Genomic DNA, 22721 nt, shown 5'->3' with positions numbered 1-22721 from the left:
CGGCCGTTTTTCTTCCGATCAACATCTTGTCGAAGGAGTCACGATCATGACGCAAATGTTGCTGAACATGCGCGCTGCGTACTCGCCGGCCGAGCTGGTGCGGCGCATCGTCGGCTTTGCGATCGTCCTCGGCGGTGCCGCCGAGCTGGTCGCGCAGGCACTGCACGCGCTCGCGCCGCTGGTTGCAGGTATCGGCGGCTGAGCGCACGGATTCGCTCGCCGCGCTAGACTGGCAAGTCGCGAACGGATGCCGCGCGTCGCGGCATGCGGATTGCTAGACGCATTTTCGCCGGTTCAACATTTCGAATGGGAGTCCCGAAGATGGCCAAGAAAGGCAACGCCACGCAGATCAACATCGGCATCAGCGACAAGGACCGCAAGAAGATCGCGGACGGCCTGTCGCGCCTGCTCGCCGATACGTTTTCGTTGTACCTGAAGACCCACAACTTCCACTGGAACGTCACGGGTCCGATGTTCAACACGCTGCACCTGATGTTCGAAGAGCAGTACAACGAACTGTGGCTCGCGGTCGACTCGGTCGCGGAGCGCATCCGCACGCTCGGCGTCGTCGCGCCGGGCACGTTCGCGGATTTCGCGAAGCTGTCGTCGGTGCCGGAAGCGAACGGCGTGCCGGCGGCCGAAGAGATGATCCGTCAACTCGTCGAAGGGCACGAGACGGTCGTGCGCACCGCGCGCGAAATCTTCCCGATCGCCGATGCGGCGAGCGACGAGCCGACCGCCGACCTGCTGACGCAGCGTCTGCAGACGCACGAAAAGACCGCGTGGATGCTGCGGTCGCTGCTCGCGTAAGTCTGGTGGGCCGGTCGCGCGTCGTGCGGCCGGTCGCAACCGGCGACCGGCGGGCGACCGGCCGGCGTTCTTGCCCGAACCGGGGCCGGTCGCCCGCATCGGCGTCGCATCCGCTTCGCACCGGCATCGATTGCCCGCCGACAGCGGTTGCATGCCGCTCACGCATCTGTCCCTTGATCGATCCGCATCGGCCGTCCGCCCGCCTGCAGCCGGCACGGCGGCCACAACGCGTGCCGCGACGCCCGGCCGCAGCGCGCCGCGACATGACGCGAACCGCCGCTCGGCTCTAAAATGCCGGGATTCTCTCCCCGGTGCTTCGCCATGCTTGCCCGCTTTCCCCTGTATCTGCGGCTCGTCCGGATGGACAAGCCGATCGGCAGCCTGCTGCTGCTGTGGCCGACCCTCAACGCGCTGTGGATCGCGTCCGACGGCCGTCCGCGCTGGCCGCTGCTCGTGATCTTCGCGCTCGGCACGCTGCTGATGCGCTCGGCCGGCTGCGCGATGAACGACTATGCGGACCGCGATTTCGACCGTCACGTGAAGCGGACGGCCGACCGGCCGCTGACGTCGGGCAAGATCCGCGCGTGGGAAGCCGTCGCGATCGCGGTGGTGCTGTCGTTCATCGCGTTCCTGCTGATCCTGCCGCTCAATACGCTGACGAAGGAGCTGTCGGTCGTCGCGCTGTTCGTCGCCGGCTCGTATCCGTTCATGAAGCGTTTCTTCGCGATTCCGCAGGCCTATCTCGGCATCGCGTTCGGCTTCGGCATCCCGATGGCGTTCGCGGCCGTGCAGGACACGGTGCCGGTGCTCGCGTGGGTGATGCTGGTCGCGAACATCTTCTGGTCGGTTGCGTACGACACCGAATACGCGATGGTCGATCGCGACGACGACATCAAGATCGGCATTCGCACGTCCGCGCTGACGTTCGGCCGCTTCGACGTCGCGGCCGTGATGGCGTGCTATGCGGTGACGCTCGGCATCTACGTGTGGATCGGCGTGACGCTCGGCTTCGGTCTCGCGTACTGGGCCGGCTGGGCCGCGGCCGTCGGCTGCGCGTTGTACCACTACACGCTGATCAAGGACCGCGAGCGGATGCCGTGCTTCGCGGCATTCCGGCACAACAACTGGCTCGGCGGCGTGCTGTTCGCCGGGATTGCCGCGCATTACCTGCTGGCCGGATCCGTCGGCAACTAAAGCGCACGCGCCACGCCGGCGCGCGATGCCAACAAAAAAGCGGCCGAGGCCGCTTTTTTGTTGCCGGTGCCGGAAGAGGCACCGCGCTGGTTGCCGCGCCTACGCGCGGCCGAGCTCGTCGCCCATTTCCTTCGCGCGTGCCTCGGCCGCGAGCGCGCCGCGTACGATCGCCTCCTTCACGCCCTGCGCGTCGAACGACGCGAGCGCCGCGGCCGTCGTGCCGCCCTTCGACGTCACGCGCTCGCGCAGCACGCTCGCCGGCTCGCCCGATTGCGCGGCGAGCTGCGCGGCGCCCGCGAACGTCGCGACCGCGAGCGCGCGGCCCTGCTCGTCGTTCATCCCGAGGCGGCGCGCGGCTTCCTGCAGCGCTTCGATGAAATAGAACACGTACGCCGGGCCGCTGCCCGAGATCGCCGTGACCGCATCGAGCTGCGCCTCGTCGTCGAACCAGACGATCTCGCCGACCGCGCCGAGCACGTTCGACGCGAGTTCGCGACCGGCCGCATCGACGCCCGGCAACGCGGCGAGGCCCGTCACGCCCATGCCGACCAGCGCGGGCGTGTTCGGCATCGTGCGCACCACGCGCGCGTAGTCGCCGAGCCAGCGCGCGAGGTCGGTGCCGCGGATGCCGGCCGCGATGCTGATCACGAGCTGCGACTTCAGGTGCGGCGCGAGCGCCTGCGCGACGTCCTTCAGCACTTGCGGCTTCACCGCGAGCACGATCGCGTCGTAGTCGGCGAGCGCCGCGTCGACCGCCGCGCCGGTGCGAATGCCGAATTGCTGCGCGGCGCGCGCGCGGACGTCCTCGTTGACGTCGATGGCGTACAGGCCGTCAGCGGCGACGCCGCGCTTGACGAGGCCGCCGATCAGGGCCGCGGCCATGTTGCCGCCGCCGATGAATGCGATTTTCATGATGTCGATTGAGCAAGTGGGTGAACGGAAAGGCGGAAAGCGGGTGGCGCTCAGTGCGAATAGTCGCGTGCGCCGAAGATCGCGGTGCCGACGCGCACGATCGTCGCGCCTTCGAGCACCGCGGCTTCGAGATCGGCGGACATGCCCATCGACAACGTGTCGAGCGGCAGCCCTTCGGCGCGCAAGGCGTCGAACAGTGTACGCAGCGCACGATGCGGCGCGCGCTGTGCGTCGAGGTCGCCGGCCGGCTCGGGAATCGCCATCAGCCCGCGCACGCGCAGCGTCGGCAGTGCGGCGACCGCGCGCGCGAGCTCGGCCACGTCGGCCGGCGCGACGCCGCTCTTCGACGCCTCGCCGCTGATGTTCACCTGCACGCACACGTTCAGCGGCGGCAGGTGCGCGGGGCGCTGTTCGGCGAGGCGCTGCGCGATCTTCAGCCGGTCGACCGAGTGGACCCAGTCGAAGCGTTCGGCGACCGCGCGCGTCTTGTTCGATTGCAGCGGCCCGATGAAATGCCATTCGAGACCGGCGCGCAGATCCGCGAGCGCGTCGATCTTGTCGATCGATTCCTGCACGTAGTTTTCGCCGAACGCGCGTTGTCCGGCCGCATGCGCGGCGCGCACGTCGTCGGCGGGAAAGGTTTTCGACACGGCAAGCAGCGAGACGGTGGCGGGATCGCGGCCCGCTGCGCGGGCGGCGTCGGCGATACGGCGGTGGACGGAGTCGAGACGGGCGGCGAAATCGGACATGACGGGCACGGAAGCAGGCACGGGAAGCGAGTACGGCGGCAAGTACGGTGACGAATGCGATGCCGGATGCGGCAACCGATGCGGCACGGCACGCGCCGCATCGACTTGCTCATTATACGGACGGTGCGCCGCGGGACCGGCCGGCCACCGGCGTCAGCCGTACAGCAGATGCTCGACCAGCTGGACCCAGTGCGCGACCGGAATCTGCGTGCCGCTCTGCAGGTGCGCGATGCAGCCGACGTTGCCGGACACGATCATCTGCGGTTCGAGCGCCTGCAGCTTCAGCAGCTTCTGCTTGCGCAGCCGGTACGACAGCGACGGCTGCGTCAGCGAATAGGTGCCGGCCGACCCGCAGCACAGGTGGCTGTCGGCTGGCAGCCGCACGTCGATGCCGAGCGTCTCGAGCAGGCGCTCGACCTTGCCGCGCGACTGCTGGCCGTGCTGCAGCGTGCACGGCGGGTGATATGCGACGGTATGGATCGCGCGGCGCCGTGCGAGCGTCGCGATCTCGGCCTCGAACGCGAGCAGCACGTCGGAGATGTCGCGCGTCAGCGCGACGATGCGCTGCGCCTTCTCCGCATAGGCCGGATCGTCGCGCAGCAGGTGCGCGTATTCGAGCACCGTCGCGCCGCAGCCCGATGCGTTCATCACGATCGCTTCGGCTCCTTGTTCGACGTGCGGCCACCACGCGTCGATGTTGCGGCGCGCATCGGCGAGCGCTTCGTCGTGATAGTTCAGATGCAGGCGGATCGCGCCGCAGCAGCCCGCGTCGGGCGCGACGATCGTCTCGACGCCGAGCGCGTCGAGCACGCGCGCGGTCGCGATGTTGATGTTCGGCAGCATCGACGGCTGCACGCAGCCGCCGAGCATCAGCATCTTGCGCGGGTGCGTGCGCTGCGGCCATTCGAGCAGCCGCGTGCGCGGCGGCACCTTGTCGCGCAGCCGCTTCGGCAGCAGCGGCCGCACGTGCTGGCCGAGCCGCATCAGCGGCGAGAACAGCGCCGCATTCGGCACGACGCTCGCGAGCACGCGGCGCATGAGCCGCTGCTGCGCCGGGCGCTCCACCTGCGCCTCGACGTGCTTGCGGCCGATCTCCACGAGCCGGCCGTACTGGACGCCGGACGGGCAGGTCGTCTCGCAGCTGCGGCACGTGAGGCAGCGATCGAGGTGCTGCTGCGTGCTGCGCGTGACGGGCGCGCCTTCGACCATCTGCTTGATCAGGTAGATGCGGCCGCGCGGGCCGTCGAGTTCGTCGCCGAGCAACTGGTAGGTCGGGCACGTCGCGGTGCAGAACCCGCAATGCACGCACTTGCGCAGGATCGCGTCGGCCTCGTCGCCGTCGGGCGTGTTGCGGATGAAATCGGCGAGGTTCGTTTGCATCGAGCCCTCAGAGATCGGGGTAAAGCCGGCCGCGATTGAAGATGCGCGCGGGATCGAACGCGCTCTTCAGCCCGCGGTGAATCTTCATCAGCGGTGCGGGCAGCGGCGTGAACACGCCCGCGCTGCGATCGTACGCTTCGCCCGCGCGGAACAGCGTCGCGTGGCCGCCGGCCTGCTTCGCGCTCATGCGTACCGTCTGCGCGTCGGCGTCGGTGATCCACCAGCGCTGCGCGCCGCCCCATTCCATCAGCTGGGTGCCGGGCAGGTGCATCGGTTCGGTGATCGACGGCAGCGACAGGCGCCACAGCGCGTAGCCGGGCGGGATGCCGTTGAAGAACGGATCGGTGTGCTCGCGCAGCCCGGCCCAGAAGCGCTCGGCCTCGACCGCGTCGACGACTTCGCCGCCGAGCAGCGTCTTCGCCGATTTCACCGCCGCCTCGGCGCCCGACAGCCGCAGCACAAGCGTGCCGTTGCGCCAGCCGCTCGCGCTGACGGGCAGCGGATGGCCGCCCCATTCGTTGAGCTTGCGCACCGCGTCGGTCGCGGTCATCTCGAACTTCAGCGTGACTTCGGCGACCGGTACCGGCAGCACCTTGATCGACAGGTCGAGCATCAGCCCGAGCGTACCGAGCGAGCCGGCCATCAGCCGCGACACGTCGTAGCCGGCGACGTTCTTCACGACCTGGCCGCCGAAGCGCAGCACTTCGCCGCGCCCGTTCATCAGCGTGACGCCGAGCACGAAATCGCGCGGCGCGCCGCAGGTCGCGCGGCGCGGGCCCGCGAGGCCGGCCGCGACGCAGCCGCCGACGGTGGCCGCGCGGCCGAAGTGCGGCGGCTCGAACGGCAGCATCTGGCCGCGTTCGGCGAGAACGGTTTCAAGCTGCGCGAGCGGCGTGCCCGCGCGGACCGTGACGACGAGTTCGGCCGGGTCGTACGACACGACGCCCTGAAATGCGCGCGTATCGAGTATTTCGCCGTCGAGCGCCTGCCCGTACCAGTCCTTCGTGCCGCCGCCGCGGATTCGCAGCGGCCGGCCGTCGGCACTGGCGGCGCGAATGCGCTCGCCCCATCCGGCGACGATGTCGTCCTCTTCCATGTTCCGTTGCTGCCTCGTTGTTGTCCGGTCGATTGTACCGGGGTGGCGCGATTGCACATCGCGACTATCCCTAAGCCCCGTATCGCGAACGCATGCAGGCGCCGCCGCACGCACGGCGCGCGCGCGGCAGCGCAAGACGCATATCGGCCCGCGCACCGGCACGGGCCGCGCATCGCGCGCCGCTCAGAAGCGCGGCAGCTCGGGGTGCGGCAGCAGCCCGCCGCGCACGTGCTGGCGGCCGTATTCCGCGCAGCGCGCGCGGGTCGGGATCCCCTTGTCGGGATTGAGCAGCCCGGCCGGGTCGAACGCGCGCTTCACCGCGAAGAACGCGTCGCGTTCCTGCGGCGAGAACTGCACGCACATCGAATTCAGTTTTTCGATCCCGACGCCGTGCTCGCCCGTCACGCTGCCGCCGAATTCCACGCAGCATTCGAGGATTTCCGCGCCGAACTGCTCGGCGCGGTGCAGCTCGTCCGGATCGTTCGCGTTGTAGAGAATCAGCGGATGCATGTTGCCGTCGCCGGCATGGAACACGTTGATGCAGCGCAGCCCGTAGCGCGTCTCGAGCTGTTCGATGCGCGCCAGCAGCGGGCCGATCGCGCGGCGCGGCACGGTGCCGTCCATGCAGTAATAGTCGGCGGAAATGCGCCCGGCGGCCGGAAACGCGTTCTTGCGGCCGGACCAGAAGCGCAGCCGCTCGCTTTCGTTGCGCGACACCTGGATGCGCGTCGCGCCATGCTCGCGCAGCACGGCCGTCATGCGCACGATTTCTTCCGCGACTTCTTCCGGCGTGCCGTCCGATTCGCACAGCAGGATCGCCTTCGCGTCGAGGTCGTAGCCTGCGTGCGTGAACGCCTCGACGGCCTGCGTGGCCGGCTTGTCCATCATCTCGAGCCCGGCCGGGATGATGCCCGACGCGATGATCGCGGCGACCGCCTCGCCGCCCTTCACGACGTCGTCGAAGCTCGCCATCACGAGCTGCGCGGTCTGCGGTTTCGGAATCAGCTTGACCGTGACCTCGGTGACGATCGCGAACATCCCTTCGCTGCCGATCATCACCGCGAGCAGGTCGAGGCCCGGCGTGTCGAGGCCGAGCGAGCCGAACTCGACGACCTCGCCCTCGATCGTGACCGCGCGCACGCGCATCACGTTGTGCACGGTCAGCCCGTACTTCAGGCAGTGGACGCCGCCGGAGTTCTCCGCGACGTTGCCGCCGATCGTGCACGCGATCTGCGACGACGGATCGGGCGCGTAGTAGAGCCCGTAAGGCGCGGCGGCTTCCGAAATCGCGAGGTTGCGCACGCCCGGCTGCACGGTCGCCGTACGCGCGTACGGATCGACCTCGACCAGGCGCGTGAAGCGCGCGAGCGACAGCACGACGCCGTTCGCGATCGGCAGCGCGCCGCCGGACAGGCTCGTGCCCGCGCCGCGCGGCACGATCGGCACTTCCATGCGGCGGCAGATCTGCACGATCCGCTGCACCTGCGATTCGGTTTCGGGCAGCGCGACCGCGAGCGGCAGCCGCCGGTACGCGGACAGGCCGTCGCATTCGTACGGCGCGGTGTCTTCGTCGCGGTACAGCAGGCAATGCGTCGGCAGCACGGCCATCAGCGCCTGCACGACTTCGCGCTGGCGCTGCGCGCGCGTCGCGCTCGACAGTTCGACGGAAGCGTTCATCGAGTCTCCTGCGACGGGCGCGTCAGCACGTGAAGATCTTGCCGGGATTCATCAGGTTGCGCGGATCGAGCGCGAGCTTGATCGCGCGCATCGCGTCGATCGCGTTGTCGCCGTGCTCCTTCGGCAGGAAGCGCATCTTGTGCAGCCCGACGCCGTGTTCGCCGGTGCAGGTGCCGCCGAGGCGCAGCGCGCGCTCGACGATCCGGTCGTTGATCCGTTCGGCTTCGTCGATTTCCTCGGGCTTGTCGGGGTCGATCAGGATCGCGACGTGGAAGTTGCCGTCGCCGACGTGACCGACGATCGGGCAGGGCAGCGACGACGCGCGCAGGTCGATTTCGGTTTCCTCGACGCACGCGGCGAGTTGTGAAATCGGCACGCATACGTCGGTCGTCACCGCGCGACAGCCCGGTTTCAGCTGCAGCATCGCGAAATAGGCGTTGTGCCGCGCGGCCCAGAGACGCGTGCGATCCTCGGGGCGCGTTGCCCATTCGAAGCCCTGGCCGTTGTTCTGGCCCGCCAGCGCCTGCACGAGCTCGGCCTGCTCCTTCACGCCGGCTTCGGTGCCGTGGAATTCGAAGAACAGCGTCGGCGCTTCGGCGAGCGTCAGGTTCGAGTGGCGGTTGATCGACCGCACGGCGAGCGAATCGACGAATTCGACGCGCGCGATCGGCACGCCGATCTGAATCGTCTCGATCACGGTGCGCACCGCGTCGCCCATCGACGGGAACGTGCAGATTGCGGCCGACACCGCTTCGGGCAGCGGATGCAGGCGCAGCGTGATCTCGGTGATCACGCCGAGCGTGCCTTCCGAGCCGACGAACAGGCGCGTGAGGTCGTAGCCGGCCGACGACTTGCGGGCGCGCGAGCCGGTTTTCACGACGCGGCCGTCGGCAAGCACCGCGGTCAGGCCGAGCACGTTCTCGCGCATCGTGCCGTAGCGCACCGCGTTGGTGCCGGATGCGCGGGTCGCCGTCATCCCGCCGATGCTCGCATCGGCGCCCGGATCGATCGGGAAGAACAGGCCGGTGTCGCGCAGCGCTTCGTTGAGCGCCTTGCGCGTGATGCCCGGTTCGACGGTGACGGTCAGGTCTTCCGCGTTGATCGACAGCACGCGGTTCATTTCGGACAGGTCGAGCGAGATGCCGCCGCGCACCGCGAGCAGGTGGCCTTCGAGCGACGAACCGGCGCCGTACGGAATCAGCGGCACGCTGTAGAGCGCGCACAGCGACACGACTTCGCGGACTTCGTCGGCGCTGTGCGCGAATACGACGGCGTCGGGCAGTTGCGGATCGAACGGCGATTCGTCGCGGCCGTGATGGGCGCGCACGGCGTCGGCGGTCGACACGCGCTCGCCGAAGGCGGCGCGCAGCGCATCGAGCATCGCGGGGGGGAGGGGGCGGCGCGTGGCGGCCGGCGTGTCGGGGTGATTCACGAATGTCTCCTGACGGCTGCTTGTCGAACTTTCGGCCCATTCTACGCTGCAACGCCTGCTGCGGCCCCCGCCGCGGGCTGCGATAATCGCGTTCCAACGCAACCGGGCCGCGTCGCGGCCGCGCACGAGAGGGACATCCGCATGGGCAACCGCTTGAGCAAGATCGCCACGCGCACCGGCGACGACGGCACCACCGGCCTCGGCGACGGCCGCCGCATCGGCAAGGACGACGCGCGGATCGCCGCGATCGGCGACGTCGACGAGCTGAACTCGAACCTCGGCGTGCTGCTCGCCGAGCCGCTGCCGGACGACGTCCGCACCGCGCTGGTCACGATCCAGCACGACCTGTTCGACCTCGGCGGCGAGCTGTGCATCCCCGGCCACACGGTGCTCGACGACACGCACCTCGCGCGCCTCGACCGATGGCTCGCCGACTACAACGCGACGTTGCCGCCGCTGAAGGAATTCATCCTGCCGGCCGGCTCGCGCGCGGCGTCGCTCGCGCACGTGTGCCGGACGGTGTGCCGCCGCGCGGAGCGCTCGATCGTCGCGCTCGGCCGCACCGAGGCGCTCAATGATGCGCCGCGGCGTTACGTGAACCGGCTGTCGGATCTGCTGTTCGTGCTGGCGCGCGTGCTGAACCGCGCGGGCGGTGGGGCGGACGTGCTGTGGGAGCGCGGGCGCGTTCGCTGAAGCCGGGTGTCGCATTTTCCGCACTGCGACAATTTGCCCGGGGGGCGTCGGTTTTTAAAGATGTATCGTATTTGCATGTTTAACGGAGAACGAACATGACCCACATCACCGCTGACCAGATGGCCCGTGTGAAGGCCACCGCCCCCGTCCTCGCCGAGCACGGCGCGACGATCACGAAGCATTTCTACCAGCGGATGTTCGCGCGTCATCCGGAACTGAAGAACCTGTTCAACCAGACGCATCAGAAGACCGGCAGCCAGCCGGAAACGCTCGCGAAGGCCGTGTATGCGTATGCGGCGAACATCGACAATCTCGGCGCGCTGGGCGGCGCGGTGTCGCGGATCTCGCACAAGCACGCGAGCCTCAACATCCGTCCTGAGCATTACCCGATCGTCGGCGAGAACCTGCTCGCGTCGATCGTCGAGGTGCTCGGCGATGCGGTCGATGCGGACACGCTCGAAGCGTGGCGCGTCGCGTACGGCCAGCTCGCGCAGATCCTGATCGGCGCCGAGGCCGACCTTTACGCGGGTGCCGCGTGGAGCGGCTTCCGCCCGTTCAAGGTCGCGCGCAAGGTGCGCGAAAGCGACGAGATCACGTCGTTCTACCTGACGCCGGCCGACGGCGGCGCAGCGCCGACGTTCGAGCCGGGCCAGTACATCTCGGTGAAGCGTTTCGTCGGCGATCTGGGCGTCGACCAGCCGCGCCAGTACAGCCTGTCCGATGCGCCGCACGGCAAGTGGCTGCGCATTTCGGTGAAGCGCGAAGCCGGCAACGCCGAAGCGATTCCGGCCGGCAAGGTGTCGACGCTGATGCACGACGGCGTGGAAGAGGGCGCGATCGTCGAGGTGACGGCGCCGATGGGCGACTTCTCGCTGAAGCGCGATGCCGATACGCCGGTCGTGCTGATCTCCGGCGGCGTCGGCATCACGCCGATGATGTCGATGGCGTCGACGCTGATCGCCGAAGGCAGCAAGCGCGACGTGCGGTTCATCCACGCATGCCGTTCGGGCGCGGTGCACGCGTTCCGCGACTGGCTGAACGACGCGGCGCGCGAGCACGCGAACGTGAAGCGCACGGTGCTGTACGAGCTGGTCGGCCCGAACGACCGTGCCGGTGTCGATCACGATCTCGAAGGGCGCCTGACGCCGGAGCGCGTGCAGCAATACGCGCTGGTGCCGGATGCCGACTACTACATCTGCGGTCCGATCGCGTTCATGAAGGCGCAGCGCGATGCGCTCGTCGCCCTCGGCGTCGCGCCGGAGCGCGTGAACACCGAGATCTTCGGCTCGGGCGCGCTCGAGTGAGGGCCTGACGGCCGGTTTCGGCCGACGCAATGATGCGATGAAAATGAAAAGCCCGGCGCGAGCCGGGCTTGTTGCTTTCAGCGAGCGCCGTGCGGGCGACTTCAGGCGCGCGCTGGCTAGTCCAGCAGAGCGACTCGCCGACCGCCGGCTGGCCACATGGCCGATCCGCCGCCAGGCGCGGCCATACGAGCAGCCTCCGGACGTCCTTCAGTTGCCGCTGCCGCGCGCGACGCGGCGCGCCTTCACCGCTTCCGCGAGGCCTTCGAGCACCTTCACGCTGTCGTCCCACGCGATGCACGCGTCGGTGATGCTCTGGCCGTAGGTCAGCGGGCAGCCTTCCTTCAGGTCCTGGCGCCCCTCGACGAGGTGCGACTCGATCATCACGCCGACGATGCGCTCGTCGCCGGCCGCGACCTGGCGGCCGATGTCCGCGCACACCGGGATCTGGTTCTCGTGCTTCTTCGAGCTGTTCGCGTGGCTCGCATCGATCATCAGGCGCGCGGCGAGGCCGGCCTTGCCGATGTCCGCGCACGCGGCGTTCACGCTGTCCGCGTCGTAGTTCGGCGTCTTGCCGCCGCGCAGGATCACGTGGCAGTCCTCGTTGCCGGCCGTCGACACGATCGCCGAGTGGCCGCCCTTGGTCACCGACAGGAAATGGTGCGGCTGCGACGCGGCCTTGATCGCATCGACCGCGATCTTCACGTTGCCGTCCGTGCCGTTCTTGAAGCCGACCGGGCACGACAGCCCCGACGCCAGTTCGCGGTGCACCTGCGACTCGGTCGTGCGCGCGCCGATCGCACCCCACGAGATCAGGTCGGCGATGTACTGCGGGCTGATCATGTCGAGGTATTCGGTGGCGGCCGGCAGCCCCATTTCGTTGATCTGCAGCAGCAGTTCGCGCGCGGTGCGCAGCCCTTCGTTGATCTTGAAGCTGTTGTCCAGGTGCGGATCGTTGATGAGCCCCTTCCAGCCGACGGTGGTGCGCGGCTTCTCGAAGTACACGCGCATCACGACTTCCAGTTCGCCCTTGAAGCGCTCGCGTTCCTTCACGAGCCGGCCCGCGTATTCGATCGCCGCCTTCGTATCGTGGATCGAGCACGGCCCGATCACGACGATCAGCCGGTCGTCCATCCCGTGCAGGATGCGGTGCATCGACTGGCGCGAGTTGTAGATCAGCTCGGACGCGGCTTCGGAGCACGCGAATTCGCGGATCAGGTGGGCGGGCGGCGTCAGTTCCTTGAGTTCGCGAATGCGGACGTCGTCGGTGTTGTGCGGGGGCATGCTGTTTCTCCTCATTTTCCGGGGCGCCGTTCGGTCAGTGCGCGCGCGGCAGATTCATCGATTCAGGCGATTCAGGGGTGTCGGTCGGGGGCCGCGGGACCGCTGCGGCGGCGACCGGCTGGCGAAGGGCGAAAAAAAACCGCCGGGTTCGCCGGCGGTTTTTTCGGGAATTTCGGTTGCGCTTCACGCGCCATCAACCCTCTCGATCCGCCAGCGGTCTGAGATACCAAAAAAAGTAAAAGTAAAACTTGGCGGACATGACGGAGATTCGGTTCGTCAAAAAAGTTGATTCGGAATTTATACCCGGTCGCCGGTCGGCTGGCAACCGGGGACGCTCGAAAATGCGGACAATCCGCGCGTTTTCATCAAAAAGCGCGGATTGTCTGCGCCGCGATGCGGTTATGCCGTACCGCCGACCGTCATCTTGTCGATCCGCAGGGTCGGCTGGCCGACGCCGACCGGCACGCTCTGGCCTTCCTTGCCGCATACGCCGACGCCCGAGTCGAGCGACATGTCGTTGCCGATCATGCTCACGTACTTCAGCGATTCCGGGCCGCTGCCGATCAGCGTCGCGCCCTTCACCGGGTAGGTGATCTTGCCGTTCTCGATCATGTACGCCTCGGACGCCGAGAACACGAACTTGCCGTTCGTGATGTCGACCTGGCCGCCGCCGAAGTTCACCGCGTACAGGCCGTTCTTCACCGACGCGATGATTTCCTGCGGATCCTTGTCGCCGTTGAGCATGTACGTGTTGGTCATGCGCGGCATCGGCAGCGCCGCGTACGACTCGCGCCGCGCGTTGCCGGTGACGGGCATCTTCATCAGGCGCGCGTTCAGCGTGTCCTGGATGTAGCCCTTCAGGATGCCGTCCTCGATCAGCGTCGTGCACTGCGTCGGGTTGCCTTCGTCGTCGATGTTCAGCGAACCGCGGCGATTCGGCAGCGTGCCGTCGTCGACGACCGTCACGCCCTTCGCGGCGACCTGCTCGCCGATCCGGCCCGCGAACGCCGACGAACCCTTGCGGTTGAAGTCGCCCTCGAGGCCGTGGCCGATCGCCTCGTGCAGCAGCACGCCCGGCCAGCCGGGCCCGAGCACGACGGTCATCGCGCCGGCCGGGGCCGGACGCGCGTCGAGGTTCACGAGCGCCGCATGCACCGCGTCGTCGACGTAGCGCGACAGCACTTCGTCGGTGAAGTAACCGTAGTCGAAGCGGCCGCCGCCGCCGCCGGAGCCGATCTCGCGGCGGCCGTTCTGCTCGGCGATCACCGTGACCGACACGCGCACGAGCGGACGGATGTCGGCCGCGAGCGCGCCGTCGCTGCGCGCGACCAGCACGACGTCGTATTCGCCGGCGAGGCCCGCCATCACCTGCGTGACGCGCGGGTCGCGGCCGCGCGCCATCTGTTCGATGCGCTCGAGCAGCTTCACCTTGGCGGTCGCGTCGAGCGACGCGAGCGGATCGGACGGCAGGTACAGGTCGCGGCCCGAGATGCCCGTCAGCGACTTCGCGGCCTTGATCTTCTGGCGGCCGCCGCCGGCCGCCGCGATCGCCTTCGTCGCCGCTGCCGCCTGCGCGATCGCTTCCGGCGACAGGTCGTCCGAATACGCGAACGCGGTGCGGTCGCCCGCGACCGCGCGCACGCCGACGCCCTGGTCGATGCTGAAGCTGCCCGACTTCACGATGCCTTCCTCGAGGCTCCACGCTTCGCTGCGGGTCGCCTGGAAGTACAGGTCCGCGTAGTCGACGCGATGCGTGAAGATGTCGGCGATCGTGCGCGTGAGCAGGCTCTCGTCGAGGCCGTACGGCGTGAGGAGGATGTCCTTCGCCAGCGCAAGATTGCGGATGCCGGGTTCGATGATGTTCATGCGGGTATCGAGGGTTCTCAAAAAGTTGTCGGGTGCGTTCTGGGCAGATGGGTCGGCCGGGCGGCGTTTCAAGCGCCGGCGCGGGCCAGCGGGTCAGGCCAGCACGCGATGCCGCCACGCGGGCAGGCTCTGGCGCACGTCGGCGATGCGCTGTGGATCGAGCGCGCCGGTCACGACACTCGCGCCTTCGTCGCGGACCGCGACGATCTCGCCCCACGGATCGATCAGCATGCTGTGGCCCCAGGTGCGCCGGCCGTTCTCGTGCTTGCCGCCCTGCGCGGCCGCGAGCACGTAACACTGGTTCTCGACAGCCCGCGCGCGCAGCAGCATTTCCCAGTGCGCGCGACCCGTCGTATACGTAAACGCCGACGGCACGACCAGCAGCGCGCAGTCGCCCATCCTGCGATACAGCTCCGGAAAGCGCAGATCGTAACAGACCGACAGGCCGACCCGCCCGAACGGCGCGTCGAACGCGACGACGGCGTTGCCCGCGCGGATCGTGCGCGCCTCGTCGAACGATTCGTCGCCTTTCTCGAAGTTGAACAGGTGGATCTTGTCGTAGCGGGCCGCCTCGCGGCCGGACGGGTCGAACACGAGCGTCGTGTTCAGCACGCGGTCGGGCTCGGGCGCCTTCAGCGGCAGCGTGCCGCCGATGACCCAGATCCCGTGACGCTGCGCGGCGTCCGCGAGAAAGCGCTGGATCGGACCGTCGCGATAGGGTTCGGCGAGCGCGAGCTTGTCGGTGTCGCGGTGGCCCATGAAGCAGAAATACTCGGGCAGCAGCACGAGCCGGGCGCCGTCGCCGGCCGCTTCCGCGATCAGGCGGCCGGCTTCGGCGAGGTTGCGCGCGACGTCCGGCGTGCTCACCATCTGCAGCGCGGCCACCCGGAAGGGCGTGGCGGAACGGGTGTGATCGGTCATCGCAGGATCGGTTGCGTGATAAATGGGGTGCGGCCCGGCGCCGTGCGCATCAATGGCTCGCCGCATCGGCCGGACCGTGATTCATCTTACCCTGATCGCCCCGCACCCGCTCGATGTGCGGATGGGCCCACGAGCCCGTGATCGCATAGTCGAGCGCGAACGCGTGCGACAGCGTTTCCGACAGCGCGTAGTTCGCGGCCAGCACGCCGATGCCGAGCAGCGGGTTGACGATCGCGGCCGCGATCGCCGCGGTGCCGGCGCCGATCTTCGGCGCGACGTGTGCGTGCAGATCCTGCGTCTCGGTGCCGAGGTCGACGGCGCCGCGCACCGTCACGTTCGCCGGCGCGGTCGTCATCGAGAAGTCGTCGGTGCGCGCGATCCCGTTCGAAATCCTGCTCGTGCCAGTGATCTTGTCGAACGGCAGCCCCTTGCCGACCACGTCGCGGAAATTCAGCGTCAGGAAGCGCGCGAGGCTCTGCAGGCTCAGCACGCCGAGCAGTTTCGCGGCGCCCGGATCGACCTTCAGGATCTGGCCGTGCTCGAGGTCGAGCGCGACCTGGCCGCCGAGCGACGGGAGGTCGACCGCGGTCGGGCCGCCGCGCCAGCCGACCTTGCCCGTCACCGTGCCGTGGCCGTTCGCGAGGGTGCGCGGCAGGCCGACGCGGTCGAGCAGCGCGCCCGCGTCGTCGATGTCGAGCTTGAAGTCGAACACGCTGCGGCGCGGCGCGTCGGCTTCGTCGACGCCGCGGGCGAGTGCGCGGCGCGACGTGCGCCAGTTGCCGGTCGCCGTCAGCTTCGCGGCCGGGTTCGCGAGCTCGAGCTTGTCGAGCTGCCATACCGGCACGCCGTCCTCGTCGATGTTGCGCGCGTTGACGACCAGCCGGCCGATGTCGTGGTCGCGCGCGACGACCTGGTCGACGATCAGGTCGACCGACGGCATCGGGCGGTCGGCCGGCGTCGGCAGGTTCATCGCGCGGCCGACGAGGTCGTGCTGCGCGCTTTGCGGAATCACGAGCTTCGCGAGCCGCGCGTTCAGCACGCCCGCGCCGTTGTGGCCGCCGCCGGGCGCCCACGACAGGTAGCCCGACACCTGGTTCGACGCGACGTTCGCCTGCCACAGCTCGTCGACGTGCGACGCGCCGACGATCACGTTCTCCCAGTTGCGCTTGAGCAGCTTCAGCGTGCCGAAGTGAAGCGCGAAGCGTTTCGGCGTGAAGCTCGCGACGTCGATGCGCGGCGCGGCCTGCGGCTCCGGCGCGCGCGGCGTGTCGGGCTGCAGCGTGCGGGCCAGCGCGAGCCACGCGTCGGCGTCCAGTTCGTCGACGTCGACGGCCGCGCTCACGCCGTCCTGCGGCAGGTCGGGCATCCGGTGAATGCCCATCGCGCCGCGCACCGCACGCAGCGGCTGGCCGCGCGTCGCGTCGAGCAGGTAGGTCGCCGATACCGGGCCGAGCGTCAGGTCCGCCTGTTCGAGCCGCTTGCCGTCGCTTTGCGCGGCCGGCTCCAGCGTGAAGCGGAACGGCATCGGCGTGCCGGCCGGTTTCGCGAACGGCGCGGGGAAGTTCAGCGCGACGCCGGTCAGGTCGGAGCGCGCGGTGACCTGCGGCAGGCGGCCCGGCGCGCCGCGCACGGCGAGCTGGTACGGCGCGTCGCCGACCACATGCTCGAGCAGCGCCGCGGCCGTGCCGCGCAGGTTCAGGCCGCGCGCGGCGTCGAGCGCGAGCTTGCCGTCGACGTCCACCGCGTACGGGCCGTGCGACTGGAAGCTGCCGCTTGCGCGCACCGGCCCGCCGAGGAAGCGCGCCGACAGGTCGTGCAGCGACGCGCCGGCCTCGGTGAAGCGCACGCTGCCGCGCAGCGCAGACAGCGGCGGCACGCCGTCGGTCGACAGCGTGTTGCCGCCGAACGCGAGCGCGCCTTCGACGTGCGTATGCGGATGCGGAACGTGCTGCGGAATCGTGATCTTCAGCGCGAGCGACGCGGGCCCCTGCGCAACGATCCGCTGGCCGATGTGCCCGCTCATCGCGCCGAGCGAGCTGTTGTCCGCATAGTCGATCAGGTCGGCGAGCGGGCCTTGCGCATGGCCGTCGATGACGAGCGGCGACTTCGACGGGTTGCCGAGATCGTCGATGCGGCCCGTGACCTTCGTCAGCGCGACGCGCTTGTAGTGCGCGCGCGCGACGTCGAAGCGCAGCTTGTTCTGCGCGAGCTCGAACACGCCATCGATCCCGTCGAGCGCCGGCCACACGCTCGGCGTGCCGTTCGCGAGCTTGCGCGGCGGGTACGGCGTCGGCTCGAAGCGGCCGCCGGTGAACGGCGCGACGATATGGAACACGCCGGCGTCCGGCTCGTGTTCGAACGGGAATTTCTCGAGCGGGCCGCGCGCGACGATCGACGCGCCCTTGGTCACCTGGCCGTCCTGCAGCGCATGGCCGAGATAGTCGCGCAGGTGCTCGGACATCCCGGTCGGCAGGTAGCGCGGAATGCGCGCCACCGACGCGCGCGCGAAATCCGCGCGCAGGTCGAGCGAGCCGCGACCGTGGCCGGGGTTCGTGTACGAGCCCGACACCGCGATCTCGGCATCGGAGTTCGAGACGAACAGGTCGGGCAGCGTCACGTCGACGCGCGCGTGCTTGTCGCCGGGCGCGGGCGTGATCACCCATTTCGCGTTGCCGCGCAGCCGGTCGAAGGTCAGGCGCGGCTCGTCGAATTCTCCGGGCACCGTGACGGCCGCATTGACCGTGTCGAAGTGCGCGCTGCCGCCGGCCTCGGTCGCGTCGATGCGGCCCCACAAATTCTCGACGCCCGGCCAGCCGGCGCGCGGGTGACCGCGCGGCGACAGCCCCGGCGGCGGCTCCTGCGCGGCGACGCTGATGCCCTGCAGATCGCCGAGAAACCGGTAGCGCACGATCGGCGCGGCGCCCATGCGCCGCTCCTCGTCGGCGAGGTCGGGCCGCGCCGGCTTCGCGCGTTCGACCTCGATGTGATAGTTCGACACCATCCCGCGCGGGTCGAGCTTGATCAGTTCGTTGCGCAGCCGCGCCGGCAGCGGCAGCCCGCGGATGAATTCGCTGAGGATGCCGAGGTCGACGCGATCGCCGACGACGCTCAGCAGCTGCCCCTGGTCGGCGGCCGGCACGCGGTAGCGGGCCGTCAGCGTCGACAACGCGAGCGAGCGGGCGAGCGGCGTGCCGTCGGGCAGCGGCGGCTGGCCGAGCTCCGCGTTGAAGCGCGTCAGGTGCAGCGTGTAGTCGCGGCCGGTGTTCAGCGCCATGTCCCAGCCGAAGCCGACCGTCGGCACGTCGAGGCGCGGCTGGGTCGGCCGCACGCGCAGCACGACGTCGGCGCCCTGCAGGTCGCCGCCCGCGGAGCGCAGGTGGCCGTCCTGGAAGGTCGCCCAGATCGCGTTGTCGATCCGGCCCGCGTGGACCGTGAGCGGCAGGTCGAGATAGCGGCCGAGCGTCTGCAGGTCGACGGGGCCGGTCGACAGATACGCGTCGCCGGTCCAGTTCGTCGGCTTGCCGATCGGCGCAAGCGCCTTGTGCCTGAAACGCGCGCGGAAATCGAGCGGACCGAGCAGCAGCGTGCCGTTCGCCGGCGCCTGCAGCGCGGCCTTGTGCTCGCGGCCGTGGTTCAGCACCGCGAGACGGATGCCGGACAGCGCGAGCTCCGGCGCATCGTGTTGCGCGTCGCGCCAGCGCAGCGTGCCGTTGCGCAGCACGATCGCTTCCTGCTTCAGCAGCCACGTGCTGAACGTGTCGTTGCCGCCGTGGGTCGTCGCGACGCCGACGCCCGCGATGCTCAGCGAGCCGTCGGCCGCGCGCGCGACGACGAGGTCAGGGTGGTCGACGATCAGGCTCGACAGCGCGGGCGACAGCCGCAGCAGCGACATCCACGACAGCGCGGCCGTCGCATGCGGGACCGACAGCGCGATCCGGCCGTCGCGGCCGCGAATGGTGAGGTTGGCGACTTCGACGCCCGGCTGCATGCCGGACCAGTGAGGAGACAGCTTGCCGATCGACAGCTGCGCGTGGAGCTTGTCCGACACCGCGCGCTCGATGCGCGGGCGGTATTCGTCGATGCGCGGCAGCAGCACGTAGCGCAGCCCGAGGAAGGCGCCGGACGCGACGAAGTAGGTGCCGATCCCGACTGCCAGCGTCACCCTGAACACGCGACGCAGGACCGGATGATCGTGCTTCGGAGGTCCCGCTTCGGGCGCAGCTACGGCGGATTCCTGACGGTCGGACATGCGGCGGAAGGGCGGCGATATGGTAGTTTTGCAGACTGACGTTGAAATGTATCACACGGGTCCGTGCCGGCGGCCGTCGGGGCAGCACGGCACGGGCTTTCCGGCGCGCGGTTTGCGCGGCGGCGCACCTGCGCCGCGCGTTGCCGCGCCGAGTCCAAGGGGCCTGTCGGCAGCGGGGCGCGCCAAGCGTCGTCCGGCGGCGGCGGGCCTTACCGCCAGGCCCGCTCTTCGATGACCGACGCTTCTTCCCTGCTCAGCCTGTCCTACTCCCGCTACCTCGCCCGCGCGGCCGCCGCGCGTCCCGCGCTGTCCGGCCAGATCGCCGCGTGGGCCGCCGCGCCGCTCTCCCGCGCGCAGCTCGACGCGCGCCTGACCGAACTGCTCGCGCCGCCGGCCGGCACGGCCGCGCCGAGCGACGAGCAGTTGAAGCGCGCGCTGCGGCAACTGCGCGTCGAGGTATTCGGCGCGGTCGCGGAGCGCGACTTGCGCGGCGTCGCGGACGTCGCCGAGGTGACGGGCGCGATGACCGATCTCGCCGAAGTGGCCGTGCAGCGCTCGCTCGCGCTGCTGTCGGACGAACTCGAGGCGATGTACGGCGAGCCGCGCGGCGCCGACGGCCAGCGCGTCGTGCTCGGTGTGGTCGGGATGGGCAAGCTCGGCGGGCGCGAACTGAACGTCTCGTCCGACATCGACCTGATCTTCGTCTACGAGGACGACGGCGAGACGGCCGGCGGCACGCGCTCGCCGCTGTCCACCCAGGAATACTTCACGCGCCTCGGCCGGCGGCTGATCGGCGTGCTGTCCGAGGTGACGGCCGACGGCTACGTGTTTCGCGTCGACATGCGGCTGCGTCCGAACGGCGATTCAGGCCCGCTCGTCTGCAGCCTCGGGATGCTCGAGGAATATTTCTACGTGCAGGGGCGCGAGTGGGAGCGCTACGCATGGATCAAGGGGCGGCTCGTGTCCGAAGGCGCTAGCGACGCCGCGCGGCGGCTCGAAGCGCAGCTCGAAGCGATCGTGAAGCCGTTCGTCTACCGCCGCTATCTCGACTTCGGCGTGATCGGTGCGATCCGTTCGCTGCACCAGCAGATTCGCCAGGAAGCCGCGCGCCGCGCGTCGATGCGGCCCGACAAGGCCGACGACATCAAGCTCGGGCGCGGCGGGATCCGCGAGATCGAATTCAGCGCGCAGGTGTTCCAGCTGATCCGCGGCGGCCAGGATGCGGAATTCCGCGTGCGGCCGACGCTCGCGGTGCTGCGCCACGCGCAGGCGCGCGGGCTGATCGGCGACGACGTGCGCGAGCGGCTCACCGACGCATACAACTTCCTGCGCACGCTCGAGCACCGGCTGCAGTACCGCGACGACGCGCAGACGCACGCGATGCCGGTCGATCCGGACGAGCGCGCGGCGCTGGCCGCGTCGCTCGGCTTTGCCGACTACGCGGCGCTGATGGCGGTGCTCGACGGCCACCGCACGTTCGTCGAGGCGCAGTTCGACCAGATCTTTGCGGACAAGGTGAACGGCGGTCCGTGCGCCGCGCGCGAAGACACGGCCGCCGCGTGGATCTGGAGCGGCGCGCTCGCCGACGACGGCGAAGACGACGCGCTGCTCGCGCGCCTCGACGGCCTCGGTTTCGCCGATCCGGCGGCCGTGCTCGCGCGGCTGCGCGCGATCTGGCAGTCGTCGCGCTACGCGGGCCTGCCGGAAAAGAGCCGGCAGCGTTTCGACAGCGTCGCGCAGCGCGCGCTCGAGGCCGCGCCGCGCATCGACGCGGCGCGCCGCGACGACACGATCGTGCGCCTGTTCGACCTGCTCGAGACGGTCAGCCGGCGCGGCGTCTATCTGGCGCTGCTGACCGAGTACCCGGCCGCGCTCGATCGCGTGCTGTCGGTGCTCGGCGCGACGCGCTGGGGCGGCGGCTACCTGATCCGCCATCCGCAGCTGCTCGACGAACTGCTCGACGACGAAGCGATCGCGAGCCCGTTCGACTGGCCGGCGTTCAAGGATGCGCTGCGCGCGCGGCTGGCCGCCGCCGATGGCCCCGAGCAGCAGATGGACCTGCTGCGGCATGCGCAGCATGCGGAGGTGTTCCGCATCCTGCTGATCGACCTGGCCGGCCAGCTGTCGGTCGAGCACGTGAGCGACCGCCTGTCCGAGCTCGCCGACGCGGTGCTCGACGTGACGATCGAAGTGGTCTGGTCGCAGCTCGCGAAGCGCCACCGCGACGTGCCGAAGTTCGCGGTGATCGCGTACGGCAAGCTCGGCGGCAAGGAGCTCGGCTACGCGTCGGATCTCGACCTGATCTTCCTGTACGACGACCCCGACGAGCGCTCGGCGGACGTCTACACGACGTTCACGCGCCGGCTCATCACGTGGCTCACGACCGCGACCGGCGCGGGCGCGCTGTTCGACATCGACTTGCGGCTGCGGCCGAACGGCGAGGCGGGGCTGCTCGTGACCGATCTCGACGCGTTCCGCCGCTACCAGCTGCGCGAGGGCGATGCGGCGAATACCGCGTGGGTGTGGGAGCACCAGGCGCTGACGCGCGCCCGCTACAGCGCCGGCGACACGCAGATCGGCGCGGATTTCGAGGCGATTCGCCAGCAGGTATTGACGACGCCGCGCGACGCGGCGGTGCTCGCGAAGGAAATCGTCGACATGCGCGGCAAGGTGTTCGCGGGCCACCCGAACCAGACCGAGCTGTTCGACCTGAAGCACGATCGCGGCGGGATGGTCGACATCGAGTTCATCGTCCAGTACTGGGTGCTGCTGCATGCGTCGAGCGACGCCGAACTGATCCGCAACACCGGCAACATCGCGCTCTTGCGCGAGGTCGCGCGGTTCGGGCTGATGGGCGAGGACGAGGCCGAGCGGGTCGGCGCCGCATACCGCACGTACCGGAAGCTGCAGCACAAGCTGCGGCTCGACGGGATGGAGAAGGCGCGGGTCGATCCGGCGCTCGTGGCCGACGAGCGCGCGGCCGTGACGGCGCTGTGGGAGCGCGTGTTCGGCGCGGTCGAAACGGGCGTTTGAGTCGGACGTTCGAATCGGACGTCCCGATTCGGCGGGCGGGCGAATGCGGTCGGGCGACCGCCCCGCTGTAAAAAAAGACCGGCGCGTGCGCCGGTCTTTTTGCTTTGCGCCGACGGGCTGCGCG

The 22721-nt window shown here is 69.5% G+C and carries 16 protein-coding genes; 6 read left to right on the top strand and 10 right to left on the bottom strand.

Features of this window, described 5'->3' with window-relative positions; genetic code table 11:
• The first annotated feature begins 46 nt into the window (after nt 1-46).
• From Q3A80_RS08230 to ubiA, 3 genes are all read left to right on the top strand, one after another.
• On the top strand, nt 47-202 hold the full coding sequence (locus Q3A80_RS08230; protein ID WP_446328572.1) for a hypothetical protein: 156 nt from the start codon (nt 47-49) through the stop codon (nt 200-202).
• A 119-nt stretch (nt 203-321) separates the two neighbouring features.
• Complete coding sequence (gene dpsA / locus Q3A80_RS08225) at nt 322-810, top strand: non-specific DNA-binding protein DpsA (protein WP_040143454.1); 489 nt, start codon at nt 322-324, stop codon at nt 808-810.
• A 321-nt stretch (nt 811-1131) separates the two neighbouring features.
• Entirely contained in the window at nt 1132-2004 is an 873-nt protein-coding gene (gene ubiA, locus Q3A80_RS08220) for a 4-hydroxybenzoate octaprenyltransferase (RefSeq protein ID WP_446328571.1), read from the top strand.
• A 99-nt stretch (nt 2005-2103) separates the two neighbouring features.
• Here ubiA and proC read toward each other — a convergent pair whose 3' ends face one another.
• The 6 genes from proC to Q3A80_RS08190 form a co-directional block, all read right to left on the bottom strand.
• Nucleotides 2104-2916 (bottom strand): pyrroline-5-carboxylate reductase, encoded by an 813-nt coding sequence (gene proC / locus Q3A80_RS08215; RefSeq protein WP_446328570.1) that lies wholly within the window; start codon nt 2914-2916, stop codon nt 2104-2106.
• Nucleotides 2917-2966: 50 nt separating this feature from the next.
• Nucleotides 2967-3665, bottom strand: a complete 699-nt coding sequence (locus Q3A80_RS08210; protein WP_446328569.1) for a YggS family pyridoxal phosphate-dependent enzyme — start codon at nt 3663-3665, stop codon at nt 2967-2969.
• A gap of 153 nt (nt 3666-3818) precedes the next feature.
• Nucleotides 3819-5045 (bottom strand): glycolate oxidase subunit GlcF, encoded by a 1227-nt coding sequence (glcF, locus tag Q3A80_RS08205; protein WP_446328568.1) that lies wholly within the window; start codon nt 5043-5045, stop codon nt 3819-3821.
• A 7-nt stretch (nt 5046-5052) separates the two neighbouring features.
• On the bottom strand, nt 5053-6141 hold the full coding sequence (glcE, locus tag Q3A80_RS08200; RefSeq protein ID WP_446328567.1) for a glycolate oxidase subunit GlcE: 1089 nt from the start codon (nt 6139-6141) through the stop codon (nt 5053-5055).
• A gap of 183 nt (nt 6142-6324) precedes the next feature.
• Nucleotides 6325-7818 (bottom strand): FAD-linked oxidase C-terminal domain-containing protein, encoded by a 1494-nt coding sequence (locus Q3A80_RS08195; protein ID WP_446328566.1) that lies wholly within the window; start codon nt 7816-7818, stop codon nt 6325-6327.
• Nucleotides 7819-7840: 22 nt separating this feature from the next.
• On the bottom strand, nt 7841-9250 hold the full coding sequence (locus Q3A80_RS08190) for an FAD-binding oxidoreductase (RefSeq protein ID WP_446328565.1): 1410 nt from the start codon (nt 9248-9250) through the stop codon (nt 7841-7843).
• Between the two features lie 141 nt (nt 9251-9391).
• Between Q3A80_RS08190 and Q3A80_RS08185 the strand changes: the two genes are divergently transcribed.
• Together Q3A80_RS08185 and hmpA are read left to right on the top strand one after the other, a co-directional pair.
• Nucleotides 9392-9943, top strand: coding sequence for a cob(I)yrinic acid a,c-diamide adenosyltransferase (locus tag Q3A80_RS08185; protein WP_446328564.1), 552 nt, complete (start codon nt 9392-9394; stop codon nt 9941-9943).
• Between the two features lie 95 nt (nt 9944-10038).
• Nucleotides 10039-11247, top strand: a complete 1209-nt coding sequence (hmpA, locus tag Q3A80_RS08180) for an NO-inducible flavohemoprotein (RefSeq protein ID WP_446328563.1) — start codon at nt 10039-10041, stop codon at nt 11245-11247.
• Between the two features lie 207 nt (nt 11248-11454).
• Here hmpA and aroG read toward each other — a convergent pair whose 3' ends face one another.
• From aroG to Q3A80_RS08160, 4 genes are all read right to left on the bottom strand, one after another.
• Nucleotides 11455-12528, bottom strand: a complete 1074-nt coding sequence (gene aroG, locus Q3A80_RS08175; protein ID WP_446328562.1) for a 3-deoxy-7-phosphoheptulonate synthase AroG — start codon at nt 12526-12528, stop codon at nt 11455-11457.
• Between the two features lie 399 nt (nt 12529-12927).
• The gene (gene tldD / locus Q3A80_RS08170; protein WP_446328561.1) at nt 12928-14394 is read right to left on the bottom strand and encodes a metalloprotease TldD; all 1467 of its coding nucleotides are present in this window, start codon (nt 14392-14394) and stop codon (nt 12928-12930) included.
• A gap of 93 nt (nt 14395-14487) precedes the next feature.
• A complete protein-coding gene (locus Q3A80_RS08165; RefSeq protein WP_446328560.1) occupies nt 14488-15315 on the bottom strand; it encodes a carbon-nitrogen hydrolase family protein in 828 nt (275 codons plus the stop codon).
• 49 nt (nt 15316-15364) lie between these two features.
• Nucleotides 15365-19564, bottom strand: a complete 4200-nt coding sequence (locus Q3A80_RS08160; protein ID WP_446328559.1) for a YhdP family protein — start codon at nt 19562-19564, stop codon at nt 15365-15367.
• A gap of 231 nt (nt 19565-19795) precedes the next feature.
• On the opposite strand from Q3A80_RS08160, the gene glnE reads away from it, so the two are divergent.
• Nucleotides 19796-22597, top strand: a complete 2802-nt coding sequence (glnE, locus tag Q3A80_RS08155) for a bifunctional [glutamate--ammonia ligase]-adenylyl-L-tyrosine phosphorylase/[glutamate--ammonia-ligase] adenylyltransferase (protein ID WP_446328558.1) — start codon at nt 19796-19798, stop codon at nt 22595-22597.
• Nucleotides 22598-22721 lie beyond the last annotated feature (124 nt).

This window comes from Burkholderia sp. SR8 (assembly GCF_052851275.1).
The sequence above is the reverse complement of the archived record's forward strand: the minus strand, read 5'-3'. Positions and strand labels throughout refer to the sequence as shown.

Excerpts from the sequence above, each read along its gene's own strand:
- dpsA (WP_040143454.1), top strand. The coding sequence starts at position 322 with ATGGCCAAGAAAGGCAACGCCACGCAGATCAACATCGGCATCAGCGAC.
- Q3A80_RS08185 (WP_446328564.1), top strand. The coding sequence starts at position 9,392 with ATGGGCAACCGCTTGAGCAAGATCGCCACGCGCACCGGCGACGACGGC.
- Q3A80_RS08195 (WP_446328566.1), bottom strand. The coding sequence starts at position 7,818 with ATGAACGCTTCCGTCGAACTGTCGAGCGCGACGCGCGCGCAGCGCCAG.
- aroG (WP_446328562.1), bottom strand. The coding sequence starts at position 12,528 with ATGCCCCCGCACAACACCGACGACGTCCGCATTCGCGAACTCAAGGAA.
- proC (WP_446328570.1), bottom strand. The coding sequence starts at position 2,916 with ATGAAAATCGCATTCATCGGCGGCGGCAACATGGCCGCGGCCCTGATC.
- ubiA (WP_446328571.1), top strand. The coding sequence starts at position 1,132 with ATGCTTGCCCGCTTTCCCCTGTATCTGCGGCTCGTCCGGATGGACAAG.
- tldD (WP_446328561.1), bottom strand. The coding sequence starts at position 14,394 with ATGAACATCATCGAACCCGGCATCCGCAATCTTGCGCTGGCGAAGGAC.
- glcF (WP_446328568.1), bottom strand. The coding sequence starts at position 5,045 with ATGCAAACGAACCTCGCCGATTTCATCCGCAACACGCCCGACGGCGAC.
- glcE (WP_446328567.1), bottom strand. The coding sequence starts at position 6,141 with ATGGAAGAGGACGACATCGTCGCCGGATGGGGCGAGCGCATTCGCGCC.
- Q3A80_RS08165 (WP_446328560.1), bottom strand. The coding sequence starts at position 15,315 with ATGACCGATCACACCCGTTCCGCCACGCCCTTCCGGGTGGCCGCGCTG.
- Q3A80_RS08160 (WP_446328559.1), bottom strand. The coding sequence starts at position 19,564 with ATGTCCGACCGTCAGGAATCCGCCGTAGCTGCGCCCGAAGCGGGACCT.
- Q3A80_RS08230 (WP_446328572.1), top strand. The coding sequence starts at position 47 with ATGACGCAAATGTTGCTGAACATGCGCGCTGCGTACTCGCCGGCCGAG.
- glnE (WP_446328558.1), top strand. The coding sequence starts at position 19,796 with ATGACCGACGCTTCTTCCCTGCTCAGCCTGTCCTACTCCCGCTACCTC.
- Q3A80_RS08210 (WP_446328569.1), bottom strand. The coding sequence starts at position 3,665 with ATGTCCGATTTCGCCGCCCGTCTCGACTCCGTCCACCGCCGTATCGCC.
- hmpA (WP_446328563.1), top strand. The coding sequence starts at position 10,039 with ATGACCCACATCACCGCTGACCAGATGGCCCGTGTGAAGGCCACCGCC.